The organism is Pseudomonas sp. LBUM1645 (assembly GCF_059716185.1).
On sequence record NZ_CP166811.1, the window covers coordinates 6,435,001 to 6,453,110 of the forward strand.

Sequence of the window (18,110 nt, forward strand, 5' to 3'; positions counted from 1 at the left end):
GGTGAGCATTGGCCGCAGCCTCTTCACCATGGAAACGCGCAACGATCTCTTCGGCCAGCTTGATCTTGATATCACGCGGATTGGCACCCGCCTCGACATCAGCACGGAATGCATTGATCTCATTCATGGAGCGGAAACTGAGCAATTCGAAGTAGCGCCACATCAGCGCATCGGGAATGGAAACCAGTTTGCCGTACATCACACCCGGCGCTTCCTGAATACCCACGTAGTTGCCCAAGGACTTGGACATCTTCTTCACACCATCCAGACCTTCGAGCAGCGGCATGGTCAGAATGCACTGAGCCTCTTGACCATATCCACGCTGCAGCTCACGCCCCATCAACAGGTTGAACTTCTGATCAGTACCACCCAGCTCGACGTCCGCGCGCAAAGCAACCGAGTCATAACCCTGAACCAACGGATAGAGGAACTCGTGAATGGCAATTGGCTGATTGGTGGTGTAGCGCTTATAGAAGTCGTCGCGCTCGAGCATGCGAGCTACGGTGTACTGCGAAGTCAGGCGAATGAAATCGGCCGGCCCCATCTGATCCATCCAGGTGGAGTTGAACGCAACTTCGGTTTTCGCCGGATCAAGAATCTTGAAAACCTGAGTCTTGTAGGTCTCGGCATTCTCGAGAACCTGCTCGCGAGTAAGAGGAGGACGTGTCGCACTCTTGCCGCTCGGATCGCCGATCATCCCGGTGAAGTCACCTATAAGGAAGATCACCTGATGCCCCAGCTCCTGGAACTGGCGCAGCTTATTAATAAGCACGGTATGACCCAGGTGCAAATCCGGCGCGGTCGGATCGAAGCCTGCCTTAATACGTAGCGGCTGGCCACGCTTGAGCTTTTCGATCAGCTCGGACTCGACCAACAGTTCTTCCGCACCACGTTTAATCAGCGCTAGCTGCTCTTCAACCGACTTCATAACAGACCCGCAAGGCTCGAATTCAAAGGGAACCAACCATACAAGATCGCGCGTCAAATACAAGTTTTGCCCGGCGCACGGACGCCAATCCACGGACACAGCGTTCGCGGACTTGCTTCAGAGATGATTTGGTTATATTTTATACAGTTATTTCATCTTCATCATGTCATTCATCTTTTCCAATTCATCTTTTTCAAAGTCAAAAATTACCTATGACCAAAGAATCGTCTAAAGCGCCGCCGCTTTACCCGAAGACCCACCTGCTCGCAGCAAGTGGCATCGCCGCCCTGCTGAGCCTGGCGCTTCTGGTATTTCCTTCCAGTGATGTTGAAGCCAAAAAGACGACCCTGAGTCTTGAACTGGAAAGCCCTGCTGAACAACTGACACAAGATCAAGACGCTGCCGAAGCCGTCCAGGCCACAAATGAGCCAGCAGCTTCCCCTTTCGCGCAGATCGAAAACAGCGCCGAAGAACCCCAGGAAACCGCTCAGGCCGCGCCCGCGCCGGCGCCTGTGATCGAAGAAAAAAAGTCTCCAAACCACAGGGAAGTGATCGTTTCTAAAGGCGATACCCTCTCCACACTGTTCGAGAAAGTAGGCCTTCCAGCAGCTTCGGTGCATGAAGTGCTGGCCAGTGACAAGCAGGCCAAGCAGTTCAGCCAACTCAAACACGGCCAGAAACTTGAATTCGAACTGAGCCCCGATGGCCAGCTGACCAATCTGCACAGCAAGGTCAGCGACGTTGAAACCATCACCCTGACCAAGAATGACAAGGGTTATGCATTCAACCGCGTTACCGCAAAGCCTACCGTGCGCTCTGCCTACGTTCATGGCGTGATCAACAGCTCGCTGTCGCAGTCCGCTGCACGCGCCGGTTTGTCCCACAGCCTGACCATGGACATGGCCAGCGTGTTTGGCTATGACGTCGACTTCGCCCAGGATATTCGCCAGGGTGACGAGTTCGATGTCATCTACGAACAGAAAGTCGTCAACGGCAAGGCTGTCGGCAATGGCCCGATCCTTTCCGCTCGCTTCACTAACCGCGGCAAGACCTACACCGCCGTGCGTTACACCAATAAACAAGGCAACAGCAGCTACTACACTGCTGACGGCAACAGCATGCGCAAGGCGTTTATCCGTACCCCGGTGGACTTCGCCCGCATCAGCTCGAAATTCTCGATGGGCCGCAAGCACCCGATCCTGAACAAGATCCGCGCTCACAAAGGCGTCGACTATGCAGCGCCGCGCGGTACCCCAATCAAGGCAGCCGGTGACGGCAAAGTGTTGTTGGCCGGTCGCCGTGGCGGCTACGGCAACACCGTGATCATCCAGCACGGCAATACCTACCGTACGCTGTACGGCCACATGCAGGGCTTTGCCAAAGGCGTGCAGACTGGCAGTAGCGTCAAACAAGGCCAGGTGATCGGCTATATCGGCACCACCGGACTTTCCACCGGACCGCATTTGCATTACGAGTTCCAGGTCAATGGCGTGCACGTCGACCCACTAGGCCAGAAGGTGGCGATGGCCGATCCAATCTCCAAAGCCGAGCGCGCACGTTTCCTCGCGCAGAGCCAACCGCTGATGACGCGCATGGATCAAGAAAAATCCACGCAGCTGGCTTCGAGCAAGCGCTAAGCCATGACGCTCTATATAGGTGTGATGTCCGGGACCAGCCTCGATGGCCTGGACATTGCGCTGGTCGAGCTGGCCCCGGCGATCAAACTGATCGCCACGCACTACACCCCAATGCCTGACGCCCTGCGCACCGAACTCCTTGGCTTGTGCGCCAGCGGCCCGGATGAGATTGCCCGCTCCGCCATCGCTCAGCAAAACTGGGTGAAATTGGCAGCACAGGGCATTCATACCCTCCTCGATCAACAAAACCTGAAACCCGAAGACATTCGCGCGATTGGCAGCCACGGCCAGACCATTCGCCACGAACCGGCGCGCGGGTTTACGGTGCAGATCGGCAATCCTGCCCTTCTGACCGAGTTGACCGGCATCACCGTGGTCAGCGACTTCCGCAGCCGCGATGTTGCGGCTGGCGGACAAGGCGCCCCATTGGTCCCTGCCTTTCACGAAGCGTTGTTTGAAGAGCGCGCAGGCAATCGTGCGGTATTGAACGTCGGCGGTTTCAGCAACCTCAGCCTGATTGAACCGGGCAAGCCTGTTGCGGGTTTCGACTGTGGCCCGGGCAATGTCTTGCTGGATGCATGGATTCACCAGCAACGCGGCGACAACTTTGATCGCGATGGCCAATGGGCTGCCAGCGGCAAGGTTGAACCGGTTCTGCTGAACGAACTGCTGAGTGATCCATTTTTCGTGACCAAAGGCCCCAAGAGCACCGGCCGCGAAGTGTTCAACCTGCCATGGCTGACACAGCACCTATCGAAACTGTCGACCTTCGCCGCCGAAGACGTGCAGGCAACCCTGCTCGAACTGACCGCCCTGACTATCGTCGAGTCACTGCAAAGCGCTCAATCAGATACCCAGGAGCTGTTGGTCTGCGGCGGCGGCGCGCACAACGCCACACTGATGAACCGCTTGGCCAGCTTGCTGCCGAACGCCAAAGTCAGCAGCACCGCGGTTTACGGTGTAGACCCGGACTGGGTCGAAGCCATGGCCTTCGCGTGGCTGGCCCATTGCTGCCTTGAAGGCATCGCTGCCAATCGCCCAAGCGTCACCGGTGCACGTGGCATGCGCGTACTCGGCGCCATCTACCCTGCCTGACTATCCAAACCAAATCCCAGACAGCAAAACGCCGCAGAGCCCTGAGGCCATGCGGCGCTTGGTGATGCGGTAACTTGCGATCAGATCGAGAACGAAGAGCCGCAGCCACACGTGGTGCTGGCGTTCGGATTCTTGATCACGAAGCGCGACCCTTCCAGACCTTCCTGATAATCCACCTCGGCACCTGCCAAGTACTGGAAACTCATAGGGTCGACCACCAGACTCACACCTTCGCGCTCGACGATGGTGTCGTCATCGGCCACTTCCTCATCGAAGGTGAAGCCGTACTGAAAACCTGAACAACCACCGCCCGTAACGAATACGCGCAGCTTCAAGCGATCATTCCCCTCTTCATCGACCAGGCTCTTCACCTTGTGCGCGGCACCGTGGGTGAATTGCAAAGCCGTGGGGGTGAAGGATTCGACGCTCATGCTAACTATCTCCCGGCGTTACGCCGCCATAATGCGTGATGACGCGCATTATCCGCTTCTCCTAGAAAATTGGTCAACTATTGTTACGGTATATCAATAAACCCGATTGCCGGTTCGAAATGCAAAAAGGCCCGTCAGACGGGCCTTTTTGCTGAGCAGGATAAAGCCTTACGGCAGCATGCCTGCATGGGACAGGCCCAAACGCTCATCCAGCCCGAACAGGATGTTCATGTTCTGCACCGCCTGCCCCGACGCGCCTTTGACCAGGTTGTCGATTACCGACAACACCACCACCAGGTCACCATCCTGTGGACGATGCACCGCAATACGGCAAACGTTGGCACCGCGCACGCTGCGGGTTTCCGGATGGCTGCCAGCGGGCATGACATCGACGAACGGTTCGCTGGCATAACGCTTTTCAAACAGCGCCTGCAGATCCACCGAGCGATCCACGACGGTTGCATAGAGCGTCGAGTGGATGCCTCGAATCATTGGCGTCAGGTGCGGAACGAACGTCAGACCGACGTCCTTGCCCGCTGCGCGACGCAAGCCCTGGCGGATTTCCGGCAAGTGACGGTGACCTTTGACGGCGTAAGCCTTCATGCTTTCCGACGTCTCGGAGTACAGCGAACCTACAGACGCGCCACGACCTGCACCGCTGACGCCGGATTTGCAGTCAGCAATCAAGCGAGTGGTATCGGCCAGACCTGCTTCCAGCAATGGCAGGAAACCCAATTGAGTCGCGGTCGGGTAGCAACCCGGCACAGCGATCAGGCGGGCCTGCTTGATTTGCTCACGATTGACTTCCGGCAAACCGTAAACCGCCTCTTCCAGCAGCTCCGGCGCGCCGTGCGGCTGACCGTACCACTTGGCCCACTCATCGGCGTCTTGCAGACGGAAGTCCGCCGACAGGTCGATGACTTTGGTCCCGGCCGCCAACAGTTCACCCGCCAGCGCATGGGCAACACCGTGAGGCGTGGCGAAGAACACCACGTCGCAAGCGCCCAGCGTCTTGATGTCCGGAACGCTGAACGCCAGGCCATCGTAATGACCGCGCAGGTTCGGATACATATCAGCCACGGCCAGACCGGCCTCGGATCGGGAAGTGATGACGACCACTTCAGCTTGCGGATGTTGCGCCAACAGACGCAGCAGTTCGACACCGGTGTAACCCGTGCCGCCGACGATACCGACCTTGACCATAAACCTGCCCTCAAACGAAACCACTGGAAAGCCGTCGATAATAGGGCCCGTATCGTCCTGCGACAACCGGCAAGGTGACGTGCGGACGCTCAAGCCTCTACTATCCGGGCTACCGTGAACCTGGGAATAACTAAAAAATGCTTTATCTATGGCTCAAAGCTTTTCACATCGTCAGCATGGTCTGCTGGTTTGCCGGCCTGTTCTACCTGCCGCGCCTTTTTGTCTATCATGCCCAAAGTGAGGACACCGTCAGCAAGGAACGCTTCAGCATCATGGAGCGCAAGCTGTACCGCGGCATCATGGGGCCGGCGATGATCGCCACGCTGATTTTCGGTATCGCACTGATCTGGCTTAACCCAAGCATATTCAGTCAGGGTGCGTGGATTCACGCCAAGTTGACCCTGGTGGTGATCCTGATCGGCTACCACCACATGTGCGGCGCTCAGGTGAAACGTTTTGCCCGTGGCGAGAACACCCGCAGCCATGTCTTTTATCGCTGGTTCAATGAAGTGCCGGTTCTGATATTGCTGGCCATTGTAATTCTGGTCGTCGTTCGGCCGTTCTAACTCCAATAAGCACAACTCACCGGGGTACTTCCAATGTCGCTGCCCGCTCTGCTCGAACAACGCTTGCGTCTGCCTGTGGTGGCAGCGCCAATGTTCCTGATCTCCAACCCACAACTGGTGCTCGCCTGCTGCCGTAATGGCGTGGTGGGCAGCTTTCCCGCACTGAACCAGCGCGAGAGCAGCGGCTTCAAGGCCTGGCTGGAAGAGATCGAAGCAGGGTTGGCGGCACTGGAGAGCCCGGCGCCTTATGCGGTGAACCTGATCGTTCATGACACCAATCCAAGACTGCAGGCAGACCTTGCGATTTGCATCGAGCACAAAGTGCCGATCGTGATCACCAGCCTCGGCGCCGTGAAAGAACTGGTCGATGCAGTGCACAGCTATGGCGGACTGGTGTTTCACGACGTGACGACGCGGCGCCATGCAGAGAAAGCCGCCGAGGCCGGGGTCGACGGTTTGATCGCCGTGGCCGCGGGCGCCGGTGGACACGCCGGAACCTGGAGCCCGTTCTCGCTGATTGCCGAGATTCGCCAATTCTTCGACAAGACCCTGCTGCTGGCCGGTTGCCTGAACCACGGCCACGAAATTCTCGCTGCACAATTGCTTGGTGCGGATCTGGCCTACTTCGGTACGCGATTTATCGGCACCACCGAAAGTCATGCGCCTGACGCCTATAAAGAGATGCTACTGACTTCCAGAGCCGCGGACATCGTCCATACTCCAGCGGTGTCGGGAGTACCAGCGAGCTTTATGCGTCAGAGCCTTGAGGCTGCAGGGTTCGACATGAAAGCGCTGCAAGGCAAGGGTGAGGTGGACTTCGGCTCCAAACTCAAGCCCATAAGCGATGAAGCCAAAGCCTGGAAAACCGTCTGGTCCGCAGGCCAAGGTGTCGGCGAGATCGATGACCTGCCGAGTGTCGATCAATTGGTCGCTCGCCTTGATGCCGAGTACCGCAAAGCGCTGGAGCTGGCGGCAGCGCTGCCCAAGCGCTGGCCGCGCTGACAGGAAAACTTGGCCAGCCCATTCCGGCTGGCCTTACACTCCACGCGTATTACTCCCTAACACTCTCGCGACAAGGATGCCTCGCAATGAGCGAAAACCGTTACAAGATCGTGTTCGACGGCGCTCTGTTGCCGGGTGTTGACGTCACCACCGCCAAGCTCAATCTCGCCGAGTTGTTCAAAAGCGATGTGGCTGCCATTGAGCGGCTGTTCAGTGGCAAGCCGGTTGCACTCAAACGCGACCTGTCGCAGGTCGATGCGCAGACTTATCTCCAGGCGCTGACCAAAACCGGTATCGATGCCCGGATTGAATCCGACCCCTCGATCGAGCTGAACCTGTCTGACGTTCATGAACACGCCCCTGTCGTCGCGGCAGATCCCGAATCCCCTTACGCACCACCCCAGGCTACCGTTGGCGAAGCCTTGCCTGCGTTTTCCACACTCAAGCCGTTCAGCTTCGAGGGTCGGATCGGCCGCTTGCGTTATCTGGCCTGGACGATGTCGCTGACGCTTGTGACCCTTAGCGCTGGCTCTTTGCTTGCCGTTTTCGCCTTGGCCCTGATCAACACGGACTCAACCATCGCCCTCATTCTCGGAGGCCTGCTGGCCTTGGTCGGCTTCGTAGCGCTCGGCCTCGTCAGCATCCAGTTCAGCGTCCAGCGCCTGCATGATGTTGGCTGGTCTGGCTGGCTCTGGCTGCTGACCCTCGTGCCGTTCGTGGGCAGCATCTTTCCGTTCGTGATGGTGATTGTGCCAGGTAATAACACTGCCAATCGATACGGCGCACCACCACCGCCCAACAGCACGGCGGTCAAAATCCTGTCTTCATTGTGGCTGGTGTTTATCGCGATCCTGTTCATAGGCGGACTGACCGGTGGCCTTACTACCATTCAGAGCGAATACGAAAGCGCCACCCAGAGCAGCTATGAAAGTGACTCCGTGACCACCGAAGAGATCGAAGATCAAACCGCCGTGGAAGCAGAGCCAGCGCCAAATTCAGCCGACGATGCAGCCGAAGAAGCCCAGCCCCCTGTAGACTCTGCGAAAGAATGAACAGCGCTCCCCGCCCGTGACACCTGCGTCGCCGGCGCGGAGCTGTTGCGATGGAGAAATGCATGACCCGTTACGCTCTGATCACTGGCGCTTCCAGCGGCATCGGCCTGGCGATGGCCGAAGCGCTGGCCCGGCGCGGCCGCAGCCTGATTCTGGTGGCCCGTCAGCGTGATCAGCTGGAAAGTATTGCGATTGAACTGACTCAACGTTTTGGCGTGGAAGTGTTGTTCCGAGCCTGTGACCTCGGCGAGCCGCTACGGCTGTCCGGCTTTCTGCTGGAGCTGGAGGAAGGTGACCGACAGATCGATTTGTTGGTCAACTGCGCCGGCATTGGCACCTGCGGCCCTTTTTTGGCTCAGGACTGGATGACCGAGCAGGACCTGATCGAAGTGAACATCCTTGCGCTCACTCGCCTGTGTCACGCGATCGGCAACAGCATGGCGCTACAGGGCGGCGGGCAGATTTTGAATGTGGCCTCGGTGGCGGCGTTCCATCCCGGCCCTTGGATGAGTACTTACTACGCCAGCAAGGCTTATGTGCTGCACTTTTCCGAAGGGTTGCGCGTCGAACTGAAAAAATGCGCGGTCAAGGTCTCGGTGCTCTGCCCCGGCCCTACCCGCACGGCGTTTTTCCGCACCGCGCAATTGGACACCGGCAAACTGATCGACAGCAAAATGCTGATGAGCCCCGAGGAAGTCGCGCTCTACACCGTTCGGGCTCTGGAGAAAAATCGCGCCATCATTATTCCGGGTCGACGCAACCGCTGGCGCGCCTTCCTGCCGCGACTCGGCTCACGCTGGCTGACCCGGACAATCGCCGGCATGGTCAACAAGGCTTACTGCCCGCGCTGATCGCACCCTCAAGGTAAAAGGCTGGGCTCGGGCATAACCCATGGTTACACTCAGGCCAGCCCAAACAACGGAGAAACAGCTGTGGATACTCTGTTCACCAAGATCATCAACCGGGAAATCCCGGCCAAGATCATTTACGAGGACGACCAGGTACTGGCCTTCCACGACATCGCCCCACAGGCACCGGTACACTTTCTGGTGATCCCGAAAAAAGCGGTGCGCACGCTTAACGACCTGACCGAGGACGATAAGGCATTGGCTGGACATATTCTGTTCACCGCCCAGCGTCTGGCCCTGGAACTGGGCTGCGAAGAGGGCTTCCGCGTAGTGATGAACTGCAATCCACTGGGTGGGCAGACCGTCTATCACATTCATATGCACGTGCTGGGTCAGCGCCAGATGCATTGGCCGCCGGGCTGATGTTTCGCTAAGCCCTCAAAAGATCGCAGCCTTCGGCAGCTCCTACAGGGGAATAGTGTGTAGGAGCTGCCGAAGGCTGCGATCTTTTGCTTTTGGGTGTAGAAAGCAGAAATGACCCAGCGCAAACCTTCCCCGGCCGATTGGGTTAAACTGGCCGCCGAGATTCTTCCCGGAGGTCAGCATGACTACCCAACGTCACTACTCGCCGATTGACCGCCTTCTGCTGCAAGCCGATGCCGCGATGCGTACCTTGTTGCCCTTCAGTGGTCAGCCGTACCGTCCTTCGCCCGCTATCGTGCAGCCGGATGCGCAAATGAGCGACGAAGACACCCGGCACGTCGCCGGTCTGATGCGCATCAACCATACCGGCGAAGTCTGTGCCCAGGCGCTGTATCAGGGTCAGGCCCTGACCGCCAAGCTGCCGCAAGTGCGCGCCGCCATGGAACATGCAGCCGAAGAAGAAATCGACCACCTGGTCTGGTGCGAACAACGCATAAAACAGTTGGGCAGCCACACCAGCATTCTCAATCCGCTGTTCTACGGCATGTCGTTCGGGATTGGCGCGGTGGCCGGGTTGATCAGCGATAAAGTCAGCCTGGGTTTCGTAGCTGCTACCGAGCATCAGGTGTGCAAACACCTCAACGAACACCTTGAGCAACTGCCGGCCGAGGACGAAAAGTCCCGGGCGATCCTCGAGCAGATGCGCATTGATGAAGAACACCACGCCGAAAGCGCGCTGGAGGCTGGGGGTTTCCGCTTCCCGGCACCGGTAAAGTTCGGCATGAGCCTGATGGCCAAGGTCATGACCAAGAGCACTTACCGGATCTGATCCCCCCAAAAAATCCCGGGCACAAAAAAGGGCGCTTTTCAGCACCCTTTCTTTTTGCTCGCAGAAAATCAGCTCGACATGTTGCGCGCGTAGAAGATTTCCAGCATTTCGTGTTTCACCCGCTCGGTCACCTGAGCACGCTGCTCAGAAGACAGGTTGCTGGTAGCGTCGCCGAACAGGTAGTTATCGAGTTCGAAGTTCTTCAGCAGCATTTTGGTGTGGAACAGGTTTTCCTGGTACACGTTCACGTCGGTCATCTGGTACGCGTCGCGGGTGTCTTCGGAAAGATAATTCTGAATCGAGTTGATCTCGTGATCGATGAAGTGCTTCTTGCCTTCTACGTCACGGGTGAAGCCGCGCACGCGATAATCCACGGTCACGATGTCCGAATCGAACTGGTGAATCAGGAAGTTGAGCGCCTTGAGCGGTGAAATGACGCCACAGGTCGACACATCAATGTCCACACGGAACGTTGCAATACCGTCCACCGGATGGATTTCCGGGTAGGTGTGCACCGTAATGTGGCTCTTGTCGAGGTGGGCCAGGATAATTTCAGGCAGCGGGCCCGGGGACTCTTCGATCTGACTGTCGGTCGGGGTCACCGGCTCTTCGGAGATCAGAATCGTGACACTGGCGCCTTGGGGTTCATAGTCCTGACTGGCAATGTTCAGGATGTTGGCACCAATGATATCGACAACTTCTGTGAGGATCTGCGTCAGGCGCTTCGCGTTGTACTCTTTATTGATGTACTCGACGTAAGCCTGTTGGTCTTGCGGGGTTTCCGCATAGCAGATGTCGTAGATGTTGAAGCTCAAGGTCTTTGTCAGGTTATTGAACCCGTGGAGCTTGAGTCTGCTTTTCACCGTTAGACGCTCTCTGTGTATTGCGGACCGGCCGCGTGATCAAGCATGCCCGTCAGATGCGAACACCTGCGTAGGACGGATTAGCACCTCTTCGCGATTTTGGTTATCTGTTTGGGTGCAGACGCGAGCTTTAGATCGCCAGAGTCTGCACTGCCTTTATGATAGTTGAATGTCGATTCAACCGAGCTCGATGATCTCGTAGTCGTGGGTGATCTCTACGCCCGCCGCACCCAGCATGATCGACGCCGAGCAATACTTCTCGGCAGACAGCTCGATGGCGCGTTTGACCTGGGCTTCTTTCAAGCCTCGGCCCTTGACCACGAAGTGCATGTGGATCTTGGTGAAAACCTTCGGATCTTCGGTGGCGCGCTCGGCTTCGAGGAAGGCTTCGCAGCTTTCAACGGCCTGACGAGACTTCTTGAGGATGCTGACCACGTCGAAATTGCTGCAACCGCCAACACCCAGCAGGAGCATCTCCATCGGCCGGACACCCAGGTTGCGACCACCGGCATCGGGCGGACCGTCCATGACCACGACATGACCGCTGCCGGATTCACCGAGGAACATGGCTTCGCCAGCCCATTGGATGCGTGCCTTCATCGCCAAGACTCCACTGTATAAAAAAGGGTCGCCAGCTTAGCACAGGGGCCTTGATTGACGGCGTCTCGCATTCCTACGACGCAAGCCGCTGCGCTGTAGGTAAATTCTCGAATATTGCAGGAAGTGTCTGTTAAGCTGGCGCCAATTCACTGGCGCATAGCCAGCTTTGTAGCAACCTCTGCGACTCATAAGAAAACCAAACACACCGTGAAGTCTTTTCGGGATACAACCATGGTTGCTATTACCCCAACACCCAGAATCAAGAACCTCGACAAGCTGTTGATGCACTGCCAGCGCCGTCGTTATGCGGCCAAAAGCAACATCATTTGTGCCGGTGATCGCTCGGAAACCCTGTTCTTCATCATCAAGGGTTCGGTCACGATCCTGATCGAGGATGACGACGGCCGCGAAATGATCATCGCCTACCTGAACTCCGGAGACTTTTTCGGCGAGTTGGGCCTGTTCGAACAGGCCGGCCTGGAACAGGAACGCAGCGCCTGGGTGCGCGCCAAGATCGAATGCGAAGTCGCGGAGATCAGCTACGCGAAATTCCGCGAGCTGTCCCAACAGGATCCAGACATTCTTTACGTGCTCAGCGGACAAATCGCACAGCGCCTGCGCAACACCACCCGCAAGGTGGGTGATCTGGCGTTCTTCGACGTCACCGGCCGCGTCGCACGCTGCTTGCTCGAACTGTGCAAGCAGCCAGATGCAATGACCCATCCCGACGGCATGCAGATCAAGGTGACCCGTCAGGAGATCGGGCGGATTGTCGGTTGTTCACGTGAGATGGTCGGTCGCGTACTCAAGGACCTGGAAGAACGCAACCTGGTGGACGTCAAAGGCAAGACCATGGTGGTCTTCGGTACGCGCTAAGCCCTGAACATGTCTGCCAGCAATTGGCGGTACAACGTGTCGAGTCGCCCCAACGCATCAGGTGCTGCATATTTTTCATGAAGAGCAATGTGGCTCTCGGCGCGAACTCGCTGCTCCAGGCCACAGGCTTCATTGAACCGGTTAACCGCCGCAACCATCGACTCACGCTCGTTATCGAGCAACAAAGCACCGTGCACCAACCCTACCGGACGCGTACCGCCCTTGCTCTGGCGCCAGCGTTGAGCCGTGCCGACCATCTTGCGCCCATCAAGGTTGACGTTGAAACGCCCATCACAGAACGCACCCTCTATTTCGCCCAAAGACGAAACGCCGCCCAGTTCATCGAGTAACTGACAAATCGGGTCGCAAAGCCGGCGATAACCGGTTTCGATGCGGTTCTGGTCACCCTCGCTACGCGGTGGCGCGTAGACCAGCGCGATGTTGATCGTTGAGGCCGATTGCGGCACCGGTTCACCGCCGGTTTCACGCAACAACACCGGCCAACCTGCCGCAGCCGACACCTCGCACGCGGCCTCGAACCCAGGCAGACGATTCAACCGTCGCGGCATGACCAGCGCCCGGTCACTGGGTTGCCAGAACAGCAGGCCAAATTCCGATTCGCCGGTGCACACATGGGCCAACAGATCCTGTTCGGCGAGCAGGCCGGCTTCGGTCGTCAGGGAGGTAATCAGGGTCATAAGGTATTCCGTCGGACGTTAAGTCTGTGGTGCTTCTTATGCCGTCATCGCGAGCAAGCTCGCTCCCACATTTGATCTGGGTGCTCACAAATTTTGTGTCCACCAACAATCACTGAGGGAGCGAGCTTGCTCGCGATGCTTTTTCAGTCGAGTGTAGAACCGCTCACCGCGATACCACGCTCAGGAAAGAACAGACGCTGCAGTTCGGTGCCCGGGCTTTCGGCGCGCATGAACGCTTCGCCAACCAGGAACGCGTACACATCGCTGATTTCCATCAGTTCGACATCGGCCCGGTTGAGAATGCCACTTTCGGTGATCACCAAGCGATCACGCGGGATACGTGGCAACAGGTCGAGGGTGGTTTCCAGACTGACTTCGAAGGTATGCAAGTTGCGGTTGTTCACGCCGACCAACGGAGTGTCGAGGGTTTTCAAGGCCCGCTCCAGCTCGTCGCCATCGTGAACTTCCACCAGCACATCGAGGCCGACACTTTTGGCCACGGCCGCCAGCTCGGCCATTTTCACGTCATCCAGTGCGGAGACGATCAGCAGCACGCAGTCGGCGCCCAACGCTCGGGCTTCGACGATCTGGTACGGATCGATCATGAAGTCCTTGCGGATCACCGGCAGTTTGCACGCCGCCCGCGCCTGTTGCAGATACGCGTCGGCGCCCTGGAAGTAATCGATATCGGTGAGCACCGACAGACAGGTCGCGCCGCCCTTCTCGTAACTCTTGGCGATGTCGGCGGGAATGAAATTCTCGCGGATCACGCCTTTGCTCGGTGAAGCTTTCTTGATTTCTGCAATGACCGCTGGCTGCTTGAGCTTGGCCTGAGCCAACAATGCCTTGGCAAAACCACGGGGTGCATCGGCCGCCTTGGCCAGACTTTCCAGCTCCGCCAGGCTTACGCGAGCGCTACGCTCGGCGACTTCCTGGACTTTACGGGCCAGAATGTTTTCCAGAACCGTCGGTACACTCATCCCTCATTCTCCACTTTGAATACCGCGGTAAATGCACCCAACTCCTCCAGTTTTTCCCGAGCGAGGCCTGTGTGCAGCGCATCGTGCGCCAGGGCAACGCCTTCTTTCAAACTGCTGGCATGGTCGGCGGCGTACAGTGCGGCACCGGCATTGAGCATTATCATTTCCGCGGCTTTCTGACCGTTCTCAGTCTTGCGCTTGCCCAGAGCATCGCGAATCAGCTCCAGCGAGGCCGCCGGGCTATCCACCGCCAGACCGTGCAGGCTCTGGCTTTTCATGCCCAAGTCTTCTGGCTCGACCCAATACTCGGTGATCTGGTCATCCTTCAATTCCGCCACAAAGGTCGGCGCCGCCAGACTGAATTCGTCCAGGCCATCCTTCGAGTGCACCACCAGCACGTGCTTGCTGCCCATACGCTGCAAGACTTCAGCCAGCGGCCGGCACAACGCCTGATTGAACACGCCCACCACCTGATGCTTCACGCCGGCCGGATTCGTAAGCGGGCCAAGCATGTTGAACAGCGTGCGCAAGCCCAGCTCCCGGCGCGGGCCGGCGGCGTGCTTCATGGCGCTGTGATGGGTCTGGGCGAACATGAAACCGATGCCGACGTTGTCAATGCAGCGTGCGACCTGAACCGGCGTCAGGTTCAAGTAGATACCCGCCGCCTCCAGCAGATCGGCGCTGCCGCTTTTGCCCGAGACCGCACGGTTACCGTGCTTGGCCACCGTGCAACCGGCCGCCGCAACCACGAACGAGGAAGCGGTCGAGACGTTAAAAATGTTCGCGCCATCGCCACCGGTGCCCACCACATCGACGACGCCGTCGAGGGTCTTGAGTTCGACCTTGTCTGCCAGCTCGCGCATGACCGACACGGCGCCGACGATCTCGTCGATGCTCTCACTCTTCATGCGCATGGCCATCATGAACGCGCCGATCTGCGCATCCGTGCATTGACCGGTCATGATTTCGCGCATCACATCGCGCATCTCATCGGTGCTGAGGTCGAGCTGTTCGACGATACGGCTCAGGGCTGTCTTGATATTCATGAAAAGTCCTTAGCGCGTGCCGCCGGTTTGTTTGAGGAAATTAGCGAACAGCTCGTGGCCCTGTTCGGTGAGGATCGACTCAGGGTGGAACTGGACGCCCTCGATGTTCAGTGTCTTGTGGCGCAGGCCCATGATCTCGTCGACCGAGCCGTCTTCAAGCTGGGTCCAGGCGGTCAGCTCCAGGCAATCGGGCAGGGTTTCGCGTTTGACGATCAGTGAATGATAGCGGGTGACCGTCAGCGGATGGTTCAGGCCTTCAAAAACACCCTTGTCCTCGTGGAACACCGGGCTGGTTTTACCGTGCATGACCTGACGGGCGCGCACCACATCGCCGCCAAAGGCCTGGCCGATGGACTGATGCCCCAGGCAGACGCCCAGAATCGGCAATTTACCGCCAAAATGTTTGATCACATCAATCGACACGCCGGCTTCGTTCGGCGTGCAAGGGCCGGGTGAAACGACGATCCGCTCAGGGTTGAGGGCTTCGATTTCGGCAATGGTGAGCTCATCGTTGCGCACGACTTTGACCTGGGAGCCGAGCTCACCGAGGTATTGCACAACGTTGTAGGTAAAAGAGTCGTAGTTATCGATCATCAGCAACATGGCGTTATGAACCTCTTGAATTTACTGACTTTGAATACAGCCTTCGAATGATTTACCCGCAGCGTCCTGCACTTTGTCAGTCGCTGGAGTCGCGCTGCAAAGCGGTTTGTCTTACGGGTAAAGAAGGCAAAGCGGTAAAGATCCGGCCGGGCCGGCAGAAGGATTCAGGCGCGCCAACGCCAACGGGCGTGTGCCTTGATGACTTGATCCAGAAGTTTGCTGACGATCAACACGGGGAAGGTCTCATTTATACGTCTTGGCACAGTAACTTAGCTGGGCAGAGCGTGCAATATGGGGCGATCGAAGCTCTTGAAACAATTGACGGGTTCGCGCCGAACGGCAACAGGCTCTATAGTTTTTGGCACTGTCGTTTTGCTCATTACAACAATAACAAACGGACTTGCTCATGATCAGACAGACGTTGGCTGTACCGCTTGCCGGCTGCTTGCTCGCTATAGCCTGCACCCAGGCGATCGCGGCGCCCAACCCTTATTCGAATTTCATCGTCTTCGGCGATAGCCTCAACGATGCCGGGCAGTTTACCGACACGGGCGGCCCTCCCGGCTCAACCCTGCGCTTCACCAACCGCACCGGACCGGTTTACCTGGACGGAAGCGGCGAAGTCTACTCCGCCAACTCGACCCAACTGCTGGGTGAAAGGCTCGGGTTTTCACCGGACCAGACGGCCGCTTCAACCTCGGCGGCACGCGCGAGCCAGGGTCTGCCGGACGGTAATAACTGGGCCGTTGGCGGTTACCGCACCGACCAGATCCTCACCTCGATCACCAGCGTATCCGCCACGGGCGAACGCACGCGTTCGGGCTATCTGCCGACAAACAACTTCAACGCCGATCCAAATGCGCTGTATTACATTTCCGGGGGTGGTAACGATTTTCTTCAGGGACGTGTACAAAGTGGCGCTCAGGCGAATGCCGCTGCGGATCGACTGGCCAACAGCGTCCAGGTTTTGCAGACCGCCGGCGCCCGGTACATTGTGGTCTGGCTGCTGCCCGACCTGGGTTTGACGCCCGCCATCAATGGCACGCCCCAGCAGGCACCCACCTCACTACTGAGCTCTGCCTTCAACCGGCAACTGGTCACTCGACTGGCGGGGATCGATGCCCAAATCATCCCGTTGAACATTCCGCTGCTGTTGCAGGAAACCTTCGCCGATCCGGCTCGATTCGGTTTTGCTACAGGCCAGAACCTGACGGCGACTTGCTTCAGCGGTAACAGCTGCACCGAAAACCCTACGTATGGCATCAACAGTGCCACCCCAGACCCCAGCAAGCTGATTTATAACGATGGGGTTCATCCGACCGAAGCCGGGCAGAAACTGATTTCCGACTACGCCTACTCCTTACTGGCCGCGCCTTGGGAGTTGACGTTGTTGCCGGAAATGGCCCACGCCACCTTGCGTGCGCACCAGGATGAACTGCGCAGCCAATGGCAATCGGACTGGGAGAACTGGCAAGCAGTCGGCCAATGGCGCGCGATTGTCGCCGGTGGCGGCCAGCATCTGGATGTCGATAGCCAAAGCAGCGGCGCCAGCGCCGACGGCGACGGTTACAACCTGAACATCGGCGGCAGCTATCGTCTCAATGACGCTTGGCGCGTCGGTGTGGCGGCGGGTTTCTATCGTCAGAACCTGGAAGCAGGCAATAACGATTCGGACTACAAACTCAACAGCTACCTGGCCACCGTCTTCGCCCAGTTCCAGCAGAATCGCTGGTGGGCCGATGCCGCGTTGACCGGCGGCAAGCTCGATTACGACAACCTAAAGCGTAAATTCGACCTGGGTGCCAGCGAAGGTGCGGAGAAAGGCGATACCGATGGCGATCTCTGGGCCTTCAGCACTCGCCTTGGCTACGACATTGCGCAACCGGGTAGCGAGTGGCACCTGTCGCCGTTCATCAGCGCCGATTACGCAAAAGTGGAAGTCGACGGCTACTCGGAAAACAGCACTCGTTCCACAGCGCTGACCTTTGAAGATCAGACTCGCGATTCAAAACGTCTGGGGGCCGGGCTGCAGGGTAAATACCAGATCACCCCGCAGACTCAAGTGTTCGGCGAATACGCGTATGAACGTGAATACGAGGATGACACTCAGAAAGTAAACATCGCGCTCAACAGCCTGCCGTCCCTGGACTTCAAACTGGACGGCTATACACCGCAAAGCCACTTGAATCGCGTGAGCCTGGGGGTCAGCCACAAGTTGACGGCCGATCTGGCGCTGCGTGGCGGATACACATTCCGCAAGGATGATGACTTTACCCAGCAAGGGCTTACCGTTGGCGTTGCGCTGGACTTCTGATCCGGCAAACAGCAGGCACAAAAAACGCGGCGCCCTCACAGGTGCCGCGTTTTTTATGGTGGTGAGTTCTCTGTGGGAGCGAGCTTGCTCGCGATAGCGATATGTCAGGCAACAGA

At 57.9% G+C, this 18,110-nt stretch carries 20 protein-coding genes (1 of these 20 running past the window's edge); 11 read left to right on the plus strand and 9 right to left on the minus strand.

The features are described 5' to 3' along the window. Positions 1-928: the 5' portion of a tyrosine--tRNA ligase gene (gene tyrS, locus ACA079_RS29365; RefSeq protein WP_497704393.1), read on the minus strand. It extends 272 nt beyond the left edge of the window; 928 of the gene's 1,200 nt are visible here — the first part of the coding sequence; its start codon is at positions 926-928; the stop codon falls past the left edge of the window. Between the two features lie 212 nt (positions 929-1,140). Here tyrS and ACA079_RS29370 point away from each other — a divergent pair, with 212 nt between their 5' ends. Then, entirely contained in the window at positions 1,141-2,565 is a 1,425-nt protein-coding gene (locus tag ACA079_RS29370; RefSeq protein ID WP_497701805.1) for a peptidoglycan DD-metalloendopeptidase family protein, read from the plus strand. A gap of 3 nt (positions 2,566-2,568) precedes the next feature. Next, complete coding sequence (locus ACA079_RS29375; RefSeq protein ID WP_497701806.1) at positions 2,569-3,660, plus strand: anhydro-N-acetylmuramic acid kinase; 1,092 nt, start codon at positions 2,569-2,571, stop codon at positions 3,658-3,660. A gap of 80 nt (positions 3,661-3,740) precedes the next feature. Here the strand turns inward: ACA079_RS29375 and erpA are convergent, their stop codons facing one another. Both erpA and argC read right to left on the minus strand, forming a co-directional pair. After that, positions 3,741-4,091 carry an iron-sulfur cluster insertion protein ErpA gene (gene erpA / locus ACA079_RS29380; protein ID WP_007947969.1) on the minus strand — a complete coding sequence of 117 codons (351 nt, stop codon included), beginning with the start codon at positions 4,089-4,091 and terminating at the stop codon, positions 3,741-3,743. 168 nt (positions 4,092-4,259) lie between these two features. Then, positions 4,260-5,294 (minus strand): N-acetyl-gamma-glutamyl-phosphate reductase, encoded by a 1,035-nt coding sequence (gene argC, locus ACA079_RS29385; protein WP_415771766.1) that lies wholly within the window; start codon positions 5,292-5,294, stop codon positions 4,260-4,262. A gap of 137 nt (positions 5,295-5,431) precedes the next feature. On the opposite strand from argC, the gene hemJ reads away from it, so the two are divergent. From hemJ to coq7, 6 genes are all read left to right on the plus strand, one after another. After that, positions 5,432-5,860: a protoporphyrinogen oxidase HemJ gene (gene hemJ / locus ACA079_RS29390; protein ID WP_497701807.1), complete on the plus strand. Its 429-nt coding sequence runs from the start codon at positions 5,432-5,434 to the stop codon at positions 5,858-5,860. Positions 5,861-5,893: 33 nt separating this feature from the next. Next, positions 5,894-6,862: an NAD(P)H-dependent flavin oxidoreductase gene (locus ACA079_RS29395; protein WP_497701808.1), complete on the plus strand. Its 969-nt coding sequence runs from the start codon at positions 5,894-5,896 to the stop codon at positions 6,860-6,862. Positions 6,863-6,948: 86 nt separating this feature from the next. Next, entirely contained in the window at positions 6,949-7,914 is a 966-nt protein-coding gene (locus ACA079_RS29400) for a DUF805 domain-containing protein (RefSeq protein ID WP_497701809.1), read from the plus strand. Positions 7,915-7,976: 62 nt separating this feature from the next. Next, complete coding sequence (locus ACA079_RS29405) at positions 7,977-8,765, plus strand: SDR family NAD(P)-dependent oxidoreductase (protein WP_033056193.1); 789 nt, start codon at positions 7,977-7,979, stop codon at positions 8,763-8,765. An 81-nt stretch (positions 8,766-8,846) separates the two neighbouring features. After that, positions 8,847-9,185 carry a histidine triad nucleotide-binding protein gene (locus ACA079_RS29410; protein WP_008147240.1) on the plus strand — a complete coding sequence of 113 codons (339 nt, stop codon included), beginning with the start codon at positions 8,847-8,849 and terminating at the stop codon, positions 9,183-9,185. A gap of 181 nt (positions 9,186-9,366) precedes the next feature. After that, complete coding sequence (gene coq7, locus ACA079_RS29415; RefSeq protein WP_008147238.1) at positions 9,367-10,014, plus strand: 2-polyprenyl-3-methyl-6-methoxy-1,4-benzoquinone monooxygenase; 648 nt, start codon at positions 9,367-9,369, stop codon at positions 10,012-10,014. Between the two features lie 68 nt (positions 10,015-10,082). Here the strand turns inward: coq7 and speD are convergent, their stop codons facing one another. Further along, the gene (speD, locus tag ACA079_RS29420; protein WP_497701810.1) at positions 10,083-10,877 is read right to left on the minus strand and encodes an adenosylmethionine decarboxylase; all 795 of its coding nucleotides are present in this window, start codon (positions 10,875-10,877) and stop codon (positions 10,083-10,085) included. A gap of 177 nt (positions 10,878-11,054) precedes the next feature. Further along, on the minus strand, positions 11,055-11,477 hold the full coding sequence (locus tag ACA079_RS29425; RefSeq protein WP_008061600.1) for an OsmC family protein: 423 nt from the start codon (positions 11,475-11,477) through the stop codon (positions 11,055-11,057). Positions 11,478-11,708: 231 nt separating this feature from the next. On the opposite strand from ACA079_RS29425, the gene crp reads away from it, so the two are divergent. After that, positions 11,709-12,353 carry a cAMP-activated global transcriptional regulator CRP gene (crp, locus tag ACA079_RS29430; RefSeq protein WP_497701811.1) on the plus strand — a complete coding sequence of 215 codons (645 nt, stop codon included), beginning with the start codon at positions 11,709-11,711 and terminating at the stop codon, positions 12,351-12,353. On the opposite strand, the gene ACA079_RS29435 is transcribed toward crp, so the two are convergent. The 4 genes from ACA079_RS29435 to ACA079_RS29450 all read right to left on the minus strand — a co-directional run bounded on the left by ACA079_RS29435 (position 12,350) and on the right by ACA079_RS29450 (position 15,680). Then, entirely contained in the window at positions 12,350-13,051 is a 702-nt protein-coding gene (locus ACA079_RS29435) for a lipoate--protein ligase family protein (RefSeq protein ID WP_497701812.1), read from the minus strand. The genes crp and ACA079_RS29435 overlap by 4 nt on opposite strands. A 143-nt stretch (positions 13,052-13,194) precedes the next feature. After that, positions 13,195-14,031 carry an indole-3-glycerol phosphate synthase TrpC gene (gene trpC, locus ACA079_RS29440; RefSeq protein WP_497701813.1) on the minus strand — a complete coding sequence of 279 codons (837 nt, stop codon included), beginning with the start codon at positions 14,029-14,031 and terminating at the stop codon, positions 13,195-13,197. Next, on the minus strand, positions 14,028-15,077 hold the full coding sequence (gene trpD / locus ACA079_RS29445; RefSeq protein ID WP_056741323.1) for an anthranilate phosphoribosyltransferase: 1,050 nt from the start codon (positions 15,075-15,077) through the stop codon (positions 14,028-14,030). Before trpD ends, trpC begins: the two co-directional genes overlap by 4 nt. Positions 15,078-15,086: 9 nt before the next feature. Next, positions 15,087-15,680 (minus strand): aminodeoxychorismate/anthranilate synthase component II, encoded by a 594-nt coding sequence (locus ACA079_RS29450; RefSeq protein ID WP_033056198.1) that lies wholly within the window; start codon positions 15,678-15,680, stop codon positions 15,087-15,089. 47 nt (positions 15,681-15,727) lie between these two features. Here ACA079_RS29450 and ACA079_RS29455 point away from each other — a divergent pair, with 47 nt between their 5' ends. Together ACA079_RS29455 and estP are read left to right on the plus strand one after the other, a co-directional pair. Beyond that, a complete protein-coding gene (locus tag ACA079_RS29455) occupies positions 15,728-16,090 on the plus strand; it encodes a hypothetical protein (RefSeq protein ID WP_497701814.1) in 363 nt (120 codons plus the stop codon). After that, a complete protein-coding gene (gene estP, locus ACA079_RS29460) occupies positions 16,087-17,994 on the plus strand; it encodes an esterase EstP (RefSeq protein ID WP_497701815.1) in 1,908 nt (635 codons plus the stop codon). The genes ACA079_RS29455 and estP overlap by 4 nt, the downstream gene beginning before the upstream one ends. Positions 17,995-18,110: the final 116 nt, after the last annotated feature.